The following is a 12,841-nucleotide window of genomic DNA, read 5'->3' on the forward strand; positions in this document are numbered from 1 at the left end:
CTCCTTATTCCGCGCTGGCCACGGCCGCCGAGCCCTGCATGGCCGCCTGACCTTGCTGCACCGCACGCACGATGTTGTGATAGCCGGTACAGCGGCACAGGTTGCCTTCGAGCTGGTCGCGAATCGCCTGCGCATCGGCATTGGGGCGGTCCTTGAGCAGGGCCGTGGCCGCCATCACCATGCCCGGCGTGCAGAAGCCGCATTGCAGGCCGTGGCATTCGCGGAACGCCTGCTGCACGGGGTGCATTTCGCCGTTGACGGCCAGGCCCTCGATCGTCGTCACGCTGGCGCCGTCTGCCTGCACCACGAGCACGTTGCACGACTTCACCGCGCGGCCATCCAGGTGGACGGTGCAGGCGCCGCACTGGGCGGTATCGCAGCCCACGTGCGTGCCGGTGAGGCGCAGGTGTTCGCGCAGGAACTGGACGAGTAGTGTGTGAGGTTCGACCTGGGCGTCAACGGGCTTGCCATTGACCGTCAGGCGGATCGGAATCGCCATGCTTGTCTCCTGTGTGGGTCCACGCATGGCCAGCTCCATCCATCCCGATTCACTGCGCGGGACTGGCCACGACGCGGTACTGCCGTTTGGTTGAGACGGCTATTTCGTGATATTGGTGCTGCCGGGTTTGCCCGGTTTGCGAAAGCGTTGTGAACGATTGGACGCAAAAGGCTCTCCCAGTTAAACACAAAACCACCGGTGCTGCCATGCGGGTTCTCTTGCGATTCGCGGCCCTATGTTTCCTAGCGCATGGACGCCTTCATCCACTGGCTGTTTGACACCCTTGCCCTCCCGACGGTGGGGTTGCCCGCCATTTTCGTGGTCAGCCTGGTGTCGGCCACGCTACTGCCGCTCGGCTCCGAGCCGGCCGTGTTCGGCTACGTCAAGCTCAACCCCGATATGTTCTGGCCGGCCGTGCTGGTGGCCACGCTCGGTAACACGATTGGCGGGGCCATCGACTGGTGGATGGGCTACGCGGCCAAGCTAGCCGTGGTGCGCTACCGGCTGCGGCGCCAGAATCGGCAGCATGAGCGCGAACACGCGCAGCACCTGGAACACCCGAAGAAGGCCAGCAAGCCGGCGCTCGATGCCAAGTATTTCCGCTGGATGCGCCGCTGGGGGCCCCCGACGATGCTGGTGTCCTGGCTCCCCGGTATTGGTGATCCATTGTGCACTTTGGCGGGTTGGCTGCGGATGCCGTTCTGGCCCAGCGTCGGTTATATGGCCATCGGCAAGTTCCTGCGTTATCTGGCGATGACGGGCAGCCTGTTGTGGATTCCGGACTCCTTCTGGCACGGCGTGGGCCAGATCTTCCACCGGTTGTTCTGAGCGGGAATGCGCCGGACGGGCAGAAAACGGCGAGATCCCTGACGAAACCAAGGGTTATAGGGGGTTTTCGGGGTTGTTGCGGTGCGGCAAACATGGGCGTTGAAGTACAATCGCGCTTTAAAGACGAAATCGCGCACCGTCCCCGTGCGCAGCAGGAAGCGGTCCCGCCATGAACGCCCCACTCGTGCTCGATGCCAAGCTCGCCGCCAAGGACGCACCCCCGCGTCTGCGCGAGATCCCCTATAACTACACGTCATTTTCGGATCGCGAGATCGTCATCCGCCTGCTCGGCGAGGAAGCCTGGCGCATCCTGGACGAACTGCGCGGGGAACGCCGCACCGGCCGCTCGGCGCGGATGCTCTACGAGGTGCTCGGCGATATCTGGGTCGTGCGCCGCAACCCGTACCTGCAGGACGACCTGCTCGAAAATCCCAAGCGCCGCCAGATGCTGGTGAGCGCGCTGCACCACCGCCTGGGTGAAATCGAAAAGCGCCGCGCCGCCGACCGTGCCGAGCACGCCGAGCCCGCCGCGGAAGATCGCTCGCACCGTGTGGAGCAGCTGGTCGCGTTCGCCAAGCAGGCGATCGAGGCCTTCAAGCAGGAATTCTCCGACGCGTACGCGCTGCGCAAGCGCGCCCAGCGCGTGCTGGGCAAGGTGACGCAGCACGACAACATCAAGTTCGATGGACTCTCGCGCGTCTCGCACGTGACCGACGCCACCGACTGGCGCGTCGAGTACCCGTTCGTGGTGCTGACCCCGGATACCGAGGAAGAGATCGCGGGCCTGGTGAAGGGCTGTTTCGAACTGGGTCTCACCATCATCCCGCGCGGAGGCGGCACCGGGTACACCGGCGGCGCCGTGCCGCTGACGCCGTTTTCTGCCGTCATCAATACGGAAAAGCTGGAGCAGCTTGGCGAAGTCGAGCAGACCGATCTGCCCGGCGTGTCGCGCAAGGTGGCGACGATCTTCTCCGGCGCCGGCGTGGTCACGCGCCGCGTGGCCGATGCCGCCGACAAGGCCGGGCTGGTGTTCGCGGTCGACCCGACCTCGATCGACGCATCGTGCATCGGCGGCAACGTGGCGATGAACGCAGGCGGCAAGAAGGCCGTGCTGTGGGGTACCGCGCTGGACAATCTGGCGTGGTGGCGCATGGTCGATCCCGAGGGCAACTGGCTCGAGATCACCCGGATGGACCACAACCTCGGCAAGATCCACGACGTGCCGGTGGCCACCTTCGAGCTGAAGTGGTCGGACGGCAACCGCAAGCCGGGCGAGAAGGTGCTGCGCACCGAGACGCTGGCGATCGAAGGCCGCAAGTTCCGCAAGGAAGGTCTGGGCAAGGACGTCACCGACAAGTTCCTGGCCGGCCTGCCCGGCGTGCAGAAGGAAGGTTGCGACGGCATCATCACCAGCGCGCGCTGGGTCCTGCACCGGATGCCGAAGCATATGCGCACGGTCTGCCTGGAGTTCTTCGGCCAGCCGCGCGACGCGATTCCGAGCATCGTCGAAATCAAGGACTTCCTCGACGCCGAGTCGAAGCGCGAGGGCGGCGCCATTCTGGCCGGTCTGGAGCATCTGGACGAACGCTATCTGCGCGCGGTGGGCTACGCCACCAAGAGCAAGCGCAACGCGTTCCCGAAGATGGTGCTGATCGGCGATATCGTCGGTGACGACGAGGACGCCGTGGCCCGCGCCACCTCGGAAGTGATTCGCATGGCCAACGGCAAGAGCGGCGAGGGCTTCATCGCCGTGAGCCCCGAGGCCCGCAAGAAGTTCTGGCTCGACCGCTCGCGCACTGCCGCCATCGCGCGCCATACCAACGCCTTCAAGATCAATGAAGACGTGGTGATCCCGCTGCCACGCATGGGCGAGTACACCGACGGCATCGAGCGCATCAACATCGAGCTGTCGATCAAGAACAAGCTCAAGCTGACCGACGAGCTTGAGGCGTTCTTCGCGCGCGGCAACCTGCCGCTTGGCCGCAGCGACGACGCCAACGAGATTCCCAGCGCCGAACTGCTGGAAGACCGCGTGCAACACGCGCTGACGCTGCTGCGTGAAATCCGCGCGCGCTGGCGCTACCTGCAGGACCACCTCGACACGCCGTTGGCCGCCGCGCGCGCCGCGCTGATCGGGCATGGCCTGGGCCTGCTCGGCCCGGCGTTCGAGCAGCGTCTGCAAACGCAGCCGGACGCGACCGTGTTCCACCTGATGCAGGACCGCACGATCCGCGTGAGCTGGAAGAACGAGATCCGCGCCGAGCTGCGCAAGATCTTCTCCGGCGGCGAGTTCAAGCCGATCCTCGACGAGGCGCAGAAGATCCACAAGCAGGTGCTGCGCGGCCGCGTTTTCGTGGCGCTGCACATGCACGCCGGCGACGGCAACGTCCACACGAATATCCCCGTGAACTCGGACGACTACGACATGCTGCAGGACGCGCACCGCGCGGTGGCCCGCATCATGACGCTGGCGCGTTCGCTGGACGGCGTGATCTCGGGCGAGCATGGCATCGGCATTACCAAGCTCGAGTTCCTGACCGAAGACGAGATCTCCGAATTCCGCGACTACAAGCAGCGCGTCGATCCGCAGGGCCGCTTCAACAAGGGCAAGCTGCTGCCGGGCGCCGACCTGCGCAATGCCTATACGCCGTCGTTTGGCCTGATGGGGCATGAGTCGATCATCATGCAGCAGAGCGACATCGGCGCGATCGCCGAGAGCGTCAAGGACTGCCTGCGCTGCGGCAAGTGCAAGCCGGTGTGCGCCACGCACGTGCCGCGCGCCAACCTGCTGTACAGCCCGCGCAACAAGATCCTGGCCACGTCGCTGCTGATCGAGGCTTTCCTGTACGAGGAACAGACGCGCCGTGGCGTGTCGATCAAGCACTGGGACGAGTTCTCTGACGTGGCCGATCACTGCACGGTCTGCCACAAGTGCGTGACGCCTTGCCCGGTCAAGATCGACTTCGGCGACGTGTCGATGAATATGCGCAACCTGCTGCGCAAGATGGGCCAGAAGAAGTTCAACCCGGGTACCGCCGCGTCGATGTTCTTCCTGAACGCGACCAATCCGCAGACGATCAACATGACCCGTGCGGCCATGATCGGCTGGGGTTACAAGGCGCAACGCCTGGGCAACGAACTGCTGAAGAAGTTCGCCCGCAAGCAGACCCAGCATCCTCCCGCCACGGTCGGCAAGCCGCCCGTGCAGGAGCAGGTGATTCACTTCATCAACAAGAAGATGCCGGGCAACCTGCCGAAGAAGACCGCGCGCGCGTTGCTCGATATCGAAGACAACGAGATCGTGCCGATCATCCGCAACCCGAAACAGACCACGGCCGAAACGGAAGCCGTGTTCTATTTCCCGGGCTGTGGCTCGGAGCGGCTGTTCTCGCAGGTGGGTCTGGCCACCCAGGCCATGCTCTGGCACGTCGGCGTGCAGACCGTGCTGCCGCCGGGCTACCTGTGCTGCGGCTACCCGCAGCGTGGCGCCGGCCAGTTCGACAAGGCCGAGAAGATGGTCAGCGACAACCGCGTGCTGTTCCATCGCGTAGCCAACACGCTTAACTACCTCGACATCAAGACCGTGGTGGTGAGCTGCGGCACGTGCTACGACCAGCTCGCCGGATATGAATTCGACAAGATCTTCCCGGGCTGCCGCATCATCGACATCCACGAGTATCTGCTCGAGAAGGGCGTGAAGCTCGAAGGCGTCACCGGCACGCGGTACATGTACCACGACCCCTGCCATACGCCGATCAAGACGATGGACCCGACCAAGCTCGTCAATGACCTGATGGGCGGTAACCAGGGTGGCGGCAAGATCGAGAAGAACGAGCGCTGCTGCGGGGAATCGGGCACGCTGGCCGTTACGCGTCCGGATATCTCGACGCAGATCCGCTTCCGCAAGGAAGAGGAAATGCGCAAGGGCGCCGACAAGCTGCGTGACGGCGACTTCAATGGCGACGTGAAGATCCTGACGAGCTGCCCGTCGTGCCTGCAGGGTTTGTCGCGCTACAACGAGGATGCGTCGGTGACGGCGGACTATATCGTCGTGGAGATGGCCAAGCACCTGCTGGGAGAGAACTGGCTGCCGGAGTACGTGGCAAAGGCCAACGCGGGTGGTATCGAGCGGGTGCTGGTTTAAACCGCCGGCCGTAGTCATGAGCTCCTCTCTCCCATGTATGGGGAGAGGAGCAAAACAACACTCTCCAGTCAATCCACATGACCCGAGCCCCCAACTGCCCCCTCTGTGAAGCCGATGGTGGAGAACTCGTCTGGATGGGCGACCGCGCGCGCGTCATCCTGGTCGAGCATGATCGCTTTCCCGGCTTCTGCCGCGTGGTCTGGAACGACCATGTGGCCGAGCTGACCGATCTGGACGAGCACGACATGGCCTGGCTGATGCGGCTGGTGGCGCGTGTGGAGCGGATCGTCCGCGAGGTGATGACGCCGGACAAGGTCAATCTGGCCGCGTTCGGCAACATGGTGCCGCACCTGCACTGGCACATCATTCCGCGCTATCGCTGGGATTCGCATTTTCCGGAAGCGATCTGGGCCGCGCCGCAACGGACGGCCGACGCGGCGCGCGTCGCCGAACTGGCCGACCGGCTGCCGGCGCTGCGTGCAGCACTTTCGGCGCTGGATTTGGCCGACTGAAGCATCCCTCGGCACGACGCCGTGCCACCTTGGTAAAGTGCCGTTGCAGTCTGGTAAGGAACCCACCGCCGTGGCGGTGCGTCTGACACCAGTCAAACAACAACATGCCTGCCGGCGTCCCCAGGCCGCGGGCCATTCCGGGCGTCTTCCATGTCCACCACACCGTCGTCTGTCATCGTCCCCGGCCCGGCCGTACCGGCCAAGGCGCTCAAGGACCAGAGCCGCCTGCGCCTGGCTGCCACCTGGGCGCTGATCATGCCCTACTGGAAGTCTGAAGACCGCAAGGCGGGGCTTGGCCTGCTGACCCTGGTCGTAGCGCTGAACCTCGGTATCGTCTATATCAACGTGCTGCTCAACGAGTGGAACCGCGTGTTCTACAACGCCATCGAGCAGCGCGACTTCGTCTCCTTCAAGGCATTGCTGCTGCGATTCTCCTGGATCGCGGCCTGTTTCATCGTGCTGGCGATCTCGCGCCAGTACTACCAGATGATGCTGCAGATGCGCTGGCGTACATGGATGACCGGCCGGTTCATGCAGCGCTGGCTTGGCCACCAGGCCTACTACCGCATCGAGCAGACCCATTCGACCGATAACCCCGACCAGCGTCTGGCCGACGACCTGCGCCAGTTCACGGATGGCGCGCTCTCGCTGTCGATGGGGCTGCTCAACTCGGTGGTCACGCTGGTGTCGTTCATCGGCATCCTTTGGGTGGTGTCCGGGCCGATCAGTCTGGCGCTCGGCGGGTCTGAACTGACCATCCCGGGTTATATGGTGTGGTTCGCGATCGGCTACGCCGTGGTCGGTTCGCTGATTACCCACTTCGTCGGCCGTCCGTTGATCGGCCTGTCGTTCCAGCAGGAACAGTACGAAGCAAACTTCCGTTTCATGCTGGTTCGCCTGCGCGAGAACAGCGAGCCGGTGGCGCTGTACCGTGGCGAGGCGACCGAGCAGGCCGGCCTGCGCGCGCGTTTCGAACGCATCCGGGAAAACTGGAACCAGTTGATGCGCTATACGCGACGGCTGACGTTCGTGAACTCGGGCTACGGCCAGTTCGCGATCATCTTCCCGCTGCTGGTGGCGGCGCCGCGCTACTTCTCCGGCAAGCTGACGCTGGGCGGCCTTATGCAGATCAACTCGGCGTTCGGGCAGGTACAGGGTGCCCTGTCATGGTTCGTCGATAGTTACGCCACGCTGGTCGGCTGGAAGGCGGCCGCCAACCGTCTGATCGACTTCCAGCAAGCGATTCGCGTGGCTGAGCGCGAGGATCTGACCCACGAGGGTCCGGGCGATATCGAGGTGGTCGAGTCCACCGACAAGGCCGACAACAGCATCACGATTACCGGACTTGGTCTGGCCCTGCCGGTGCGCGGCGGCCCCGGCCCGGACGACGAAGGCGTCGATCCGCTGAAGCGCCCGGGACAACGTCCACTGGTGGCGCCGTTCTCGCTGTCGATCGGGCCAGGCGAGCGCTGGCTCGTCAATGGCCCTTCCGGTTGCGGCAAGAGCGTGTTGTTCCGCGCGCTGGCGGGCATCTGGCCGTACGGTCATGGCCAGATCACGGTGCCGCACAAGCGCATGCTGTTCCTGCCACAACGCAGTTACCTGCCGATCGGCACGCTGGCCGATGCGCTGTCGTACCCCGATGCCGGCAACGCGCATTCGCGCGAAGCGCTGGCCAACGTGCTGCGCCAGGCTCGCCTCGGTATGCTGATCAAGCATCTGGATGTGTTCGACAACTGGTCGCTGCGGCTGTCGCCGGGAGAACAGCAGCGGCTGGCATTCGCGCGTGCATTGGTGCAAAAGCCCGACTACCTGTTCCTCGATGAGGCCACGAGCGCGCTCGACGAGGAAACCGAAGGCGCGATGTACCGGCTCATGGTCGAGACCCTGCCGGATGCCGCGATCATCAGCATCGCCCACCGTAGCACCGTGGCCGCGTTCCACGACCGCCGCCTGCATTACCTGCCGGTCGGCGATGCCTCGGATGAGAGCGGCGGCGGGCCGCGGGATGGGCAATTGGAGGGCGGTGGAGTAAGCTATCGGGTCGTACAAGACGCGTGACGGCGCCGTCGCGGCCGGCCTCGCAGCAGTGGCGGAGGGTGGTCGGGTCGCGGCATCGTGCCCTTCATCTATGGCTGGCCTCGAAAAAGACACCCCTCATCCCACCGCGCTGACCGTGCATACGCAGTCGCGCGTGCTCGAAATCGGCTTCGACAATGGCAACACCTGGCGGCTGCCGTTCGAGTTACTCCGCGTATACTCGCCGTCCGCCGAGGTTCAGGGTCATGGCCCGGGACAGGAAACGCTGCAGACCGGCAAGCGCGACGTCGGCATTGCCGCCGTGGAGCCGGTGGGCAACTACGCCATCCAGATCCGGTTCGACGATGGCCACGACACCGGCATCTATTCGTGGGAGTTGCTGTACCGGCTGGGCGACCAGCAGGAAGCCCTCTGGGCCGACTACCTGAAGCGTCTGGCAGACGCGGGGCTGGATCGCGATGCGCCCATGGCGCCCGGCGGCGGCCATGCATGTGGTCATCACCATTGACCACTATTGATTGAAAGAATCCTGGAGTCCGAGAGATGAGCGAAACCCACTTCGGTTTCGAGAAGGTCGACGAATCTGAAAAAGCCGACAAGGTTGCTGGCGTTTTCCATTCGGTGGCAAGCAAGTACGACGTGATGAACGACCTGATGTCCGGTGGGATGCACCGGCTCTGGAAGGTGTTCACCATCGCCCAGGCCAATGTGCGCCCGGGCCAGAAAGTGCTCGACATTGCCGGCGGCACCGGAGATCTGGCCAAGGCCTTCGCGAAGCAGGCCGGCCCCACAGGCGAAGTCTGGCTGACCGACATCAACGAGTCGATGCTGCGCGTCGGCCGTGACCGCCTGCTCAACAAGGGTATCGTGACGCCGGTGGCGCTGTGCGATGCCGAGAGGATCCCGTTTCCGGACAACTACTTCGACCTCGTCACGGTGGCGTTCGGCTTGCGGAACATGACCCACAAGGACGCCGCGCTGGCCGAGATGCGCCGGGTGATCAAGCCGGGCGGCAAGGTCATGGTGCTCGAATTCTCGAAGGTCTGGAAACCGCTCGAGAAGTTCTACGACGTCTATTCCTTCAAGGTTCTGCCGTGGCTTGGCGAGCGCGTGGCGGGGGATGCCCCTAGCTATCGTTATCTGGCCGAATCGATCAGAATGCATCCGGACCAGGGTTCACTTGTACGCATGATGGAACAAGTTGGGCTCGAACAGGTCGAATACTTCAATCTGACGGCCGGAGTAGTGGCGCTCCACGTCGGGAGAAAGTATTAATTCGCCATGTTCGGTCGGCAATGCAAGGCATGTTGATCGAGAATGACAGGGGATAGAAGAATATGTCATCTTTTCGCGGAAAATTCCTGGCCATGTCGCTCATCGCGACACTGGCTCTCGGGGCAGCGCTCGACGCCAATGCCAAGCGTCTGGGTGGATCGCGCAGTATCGGCAAGCAGTCGTCGGGCGTGACGCAGCAGCGCCAGCAGGCGCCGGCGCAGCAAAACACGCCGCCGGCCCAGCAACCGGCGCAGGCAGCACCGGCTACGGCGGGTGCGGCAGGTGGCGCAGCCGCCGCGGCGGCGCCCAAGCGTAACTGGGGCGGGATGTTGGGTGGTCTGGCAGCCGGCCTTGGCATCGGCTACCTGCTTTCGCACTTCGGCCTGGGCGGTGCGGCCGCCAGCATCCTGTCCAACGTGATCCTGTTCGGCGTGATCGCGCTGGTCGCAATGTGGCTGATCCGCAAGTTCCGCGGTGGTTCGGCTCGCACGCAGCAGCCTTCGTACGCCGGCATGGGCGGCAATGGGTCGAATTACGGCGGTCCGTCGCACGCCGAACCGACGCTGCGCACGGCCGAGCCTGTTCGCAATGGCGGCGCCGCGAGCAATCCGGTGATGGGTGGCGCGGCAGCGGCCGCAACCGCGGCGGCCGTCCAGCAGCCGTGGGGCGTGCCGGCGGATTTCGACACCGAGTCCTTCCTGCGTAACGCCAAGGTTCACTATGTGCGTCTGCAGGCTGCTTGGGATGCGGGCAATCAGGACGACATCCGCGAATTCACCACGCCGGAAATGTTTGCCGAGATCAAGATGGACCTGTCCGAGCGCGGCAGCGAGGTCAACAAGACCGACGTCGTGACGCTGGACGCCCAGTTGCTCGGTATCGAGTCGGCCCCGACCCAGCACATCGCCAGCGTGCGTTTCTCGGGCATGATCCGCGAGAAGGCAGGCGAGCCGGCCCAGCCGTTCGGCGAGGTCTGGAACCTGGCAAAGGCGACGTCGGGCAACGGTGGCTGGCTGCTCGCCGGCATCCAGCAGGAATCCTGAGCGCCGCATGAATCCTCCGCCGCATCGGTGACATGATGCGGCGGGCGAGTAGCTTAGAATGGAGGCCCGCGCATTGCGTGGGCCTTTTTATTTGGGCTGTCTGCCCGAGCACCGGATGCCATGAACGCATTGCCGACCCCGCTGGCCGCACCGATCGTCGCCGCGCTGAATCACCTGATCGAACAGGAGCCGTGGGCTTGCAGCCTGCTCACGCCGTTTGCCGGACGTGTGATCCGGTTCGACGCGGCAGCGTTCGCGCTGTCGCTCAAGGTCACGGAGCAGGGCGGTATCGACCAGGCACCTGAGGCCGAAGCGGCCGCAGTCACGCTGATCGTGCCATTGCAGCAGTGGCCGCTGGTCGTGGCCGATGTTGCCGAAGGCGGCCAGGCGGCCGCGATGCGTCACGTGCGCATCGACGGCGACGCGGAACTGGCCAATGCGGTGTCGACGCTCGCACGCAACCTGCGCTGGGATGCGGCCGAGGACTTGTCCCGCGCGCTGCGTGGCGTGATGGGCGGGCCAGTCAGTGACAGCGTTGCGCAGCGCGTGGTCGACGGCGCGCGTCAGGTGCACGAAAGCGCGACGCGAGCCGGCCGCGCCTTGCTCGACAACGTCACCGAATACCTGCTGGATGAACAGCCGACGCTGGTACGACACGCTGCGCTGGATGGCTTCGGCGACGACCTGGCGCGGCTGCGCGACGATCTGGCCCGCCTGGAAAAACGGCTCGAACGGCTGGAGCGTGCTCCGGGCGCGGGCTCCCCGGATGCCTTGCCCTCGGCCCATCGCTGACCTGCCCTGACCCGCCACGTGTCGTTTCCTGAAGATTTCGCATGACCCGCCTGCTGCGTCTCTGCAAGATACTGTTTGTCATCCTGTACTACGGGCTCGATGAACTCGTGCTGTCCGGCTTCAAGAACCGGCGCATCAAGTTCCTCGTCCGAGTCATCACCATCGGCCGCAAGCTCGATCAGCCGCGCGGCGAACGCCTGCGTATGGCGCTGACGACGCTGGGCCCGATTTTCGTCAAGTTCGGCCAGGTGCTGTCCACGCGCCGTGACCTGATGCCGCCCGATATCGCCGACGAACTGGCCAAGCTGCAGGACCAGGTGCCGCCATTCGAGTCAGCGGTGGCGGTGAAGATCATCGAGAAATCGCTGGGCCGCCGACTGACGGAGCTGTTCGAGACATTCGAGCACGAGCCCGTGGCCAGCGCGTCGATCGCCCAGGTTCACTTCGCCACGCTGCGCGGCGGCCCGAGCCATGGCCGCGAGGTGGCCGTGAAGGTGCTGCGTCCGGGCATGTTGCCGGTAATCGATAGCGATCTGGCGCTGATGCGCGACATGGCCACGTGGCTCGAGCGCGTCTGGGTGGACGGTCGTCGGCTCAAGCCCCGCGAGGTGGTGGCGGAGTTCGACAAGTACCTGCACGACGAACTCGACCTGATGATCGAGGCCGCCAACGCCAGCCAGTTGCGCCGCAACTTTGCCGAAAGCGATTTGCTTTGCGTGCCCGAGGTGTTCTGGGACTGGTGCACGAGCAGCGTCTTCACGATGGAGCGGATGCATGGCATTCCGATCTCCCGCACCGAATCGCTGAAGGCCGCGGGCGTCGACATGCACAAGCTGGCCGAAGAGGGGGTCGAAATCTTCTTCACGCAGGTGTTCCGCGACGGGTTCTTCCACGCGGACATGCACCCCGGCAACATCCTGGTATCGGTCAGGCCCGAGACGTTCGGCCGGTATATCGCGCTGGACTTCGGCATCGTTGGCGCGTTGTCCGAGTTCGACAAGAACTACCTGGCGCAGAACTTCATCGCGTTTTTCCGCCGCGACTACCACCGCGTGGCGCTCTTGCACGTGGAGTCGGGCTGGGTGCCGCCGGAGACCCGGGTCGAGGAACTCGAATCCGCCGTGCGTGCCTGCTGCGAACCGTACTTCGACAAACCGCTGCGCGAGATTTCGCTCGGCATGGTGCTGATGCGGTTGTTCCAGACCTCGCGCCGCTTCAACGTCGAGATCCAGCCGCAACTCGTGCTGCTGCAGAAGACGCTGCTCAATATCGAAGGCCTGGGCCGGCAGCTTGACCCGGACCTCGACCTCTGGAAGACCGCCAAGCCCTTCCTGGAACGCTGGATGTACGAGCAGGTGGGCTGGCAGGGCGCCTGGGAGCGGATCAAGATCGAAGCGCCGCAATGGGCGAAGATGTTGCCCGACTTTCCACGGCTGGCCCACCAGTTCCTGGAGCGCCGCGCGCTGCAGAACAGCGAAGGGCAGGAGCGACTGCTTTCCCAACTGGTGGCCGAGCAGCGCCGCACGAACCGCCGGCTGTCCACGGCCCTGCTGCTGATGGGCGGATTCCTGGCCGGCATCGTGATCGTCCAGGCACTGGCCTGGGCGGGATACTGGTAGTCACTGCGCCTGAAGCGTCCCTGGTTCCCCTTTCCCCCGCAGTCGGTGGGAGGGGAGAACCACCATACAACACCCAAGTGAACCAAGAT

10 protein-coding genes are annotated in these 12,841 nt (G+C 64.6%); 9 read left to right on the forward strand and 1 reads right to left on the reverse strand.

Annotated features, from left to right (window positions below; translation table 11 throughout):
- Positions 1–4: 4 nt before the first annotated feature.
- Positions 5–499, reverse strand: a complete 495-nt coding sequence (locus K6G35_RS01810) for a (2Fe-2S)-binding protein (RefSeq protein WP_008644388.1) — start codon at positions 497–499, stop codon at positions 5–7.
- A gap of 249 nt (positions 500–748) precedes the next feature.
- Between K6G35_RS01810 and K6G35_RS01815 the strand changes: the two genes are divergently transcribed.
- From K6G35_RS01815 to ubiB, 9 genes are all read left to right on the forward strand, one after another.
- The gene (locus K6G35_RS01815) at positions 749–1,327 is read left to right on the forward strand and encodes a YqaA family protein (RefSeq protein ID WP_008644387.1); all 579 of its coding nucleotides are present in this window, start codon (positions 749–751) and stop codon (positions 1,325–1,327) included.
- 169 nt (positions 1,328–1,496) lie between these two features.
- Positions 1,497–5,471, forward strand: coding sequence for a DUF3683 domain-containing protein (locus tag K6G35_RS01820; RefSeq protein WP_035881358.1), 3,975 nt, complete (start codon positions 1,497–1,499; stop codon positions 5,469–5,471).
- Between the two features lie 77 nt (positions 5,472–5,548).
- Positions 5,549–5,983, forward strand: coding sequence for an HIT family protein (locus K6G35_RS01825; protein ID WP_495676026.1), 435 nt, complete (start codon positions 5,549–5,551; stop codon positions 5,981–5,983).
- A gap of 150 nt (positions 5,984–6,133) precedes the next feature.
- Positions 6,134–8,044, forward strand: a complete 1,911-nt coding sequence (locus K6G35_RS01830; protein ID WP_035881360.1) for an ABC transporter ATP-binding protein/permease — start codon at positions 6,134–6,136, stop codon at positions 8,042–8,044.
- Between the two features lie 70 nt (positions 8,045–8,114).
- A complete protein-coding gene (locus K6G35_RS01835) occupies positions 8,115–8,531 on the forward strand; it encodes a gamma-butyrobetaine hydroxylase family protein (protein WP_008644381.1) in 417 nt (138 codons plus the stop codon).
- A 35-nt stretch (positions 8,532–8,566) separates the two neighbouring features.
- A complete protein-coding gene (ubiE, locus tag K6G35_RS01840; protein ID WP_008644379.1) occupies positions 8,567–9,298 on the forward strand; it encodes a bifunctional demethylmenaquinone methyltransferase/2-methoxy-6-polyprenyl-1,4-benzoquinol methylase UbiE in 732 nt (243 codons plus the stop codon).
- 62 nt (positions 9,299–9,360) lie between these two features.
- On the forward strand, positions 9,361–10,341 hold the full coding sequence (locus K6G35_RS01845; RefSeq protein ID WP_035881362.1) for a Tim44 domain-containing protein: 981 nt from the start codon (positions 9,361–9,363) through the stop codon (positions 10,339–10,341).
- Positions 10,342–10,461: 120 nt separating this feature from the next.
- Entirely contained in the window at positions 10,462–11,133 is a 672-nt protein-coding gene (locus tag K6G35_RS01850; RefSeq protein ID WP_008645947.1) for a ubiquinone biosynthesis accessory factor UbiJ, read from the forward strand.
- A 41-nt stretch (positions 11,134–11,174) separates the two neighbouring features.
- Positions 11,175–12,752, forward strand: a complete 1,578-nt coding sequence (gene ubiB / locus K6G35_RS01855) for a ubiquinone biosynthesis regulatory protein kinase UbiB (RefSeq protein WP_008645948.1) — start codon at positions 11,175–11,177, stop codon at positions 12,750–12,752.
- The last annotated feature ends 89 nt before the right edge of the window (positions 12,753–12,841 follow it).

It is taken from the genome of Cupriavidus sp. HY129 (genome assembly GCF_059492215.1).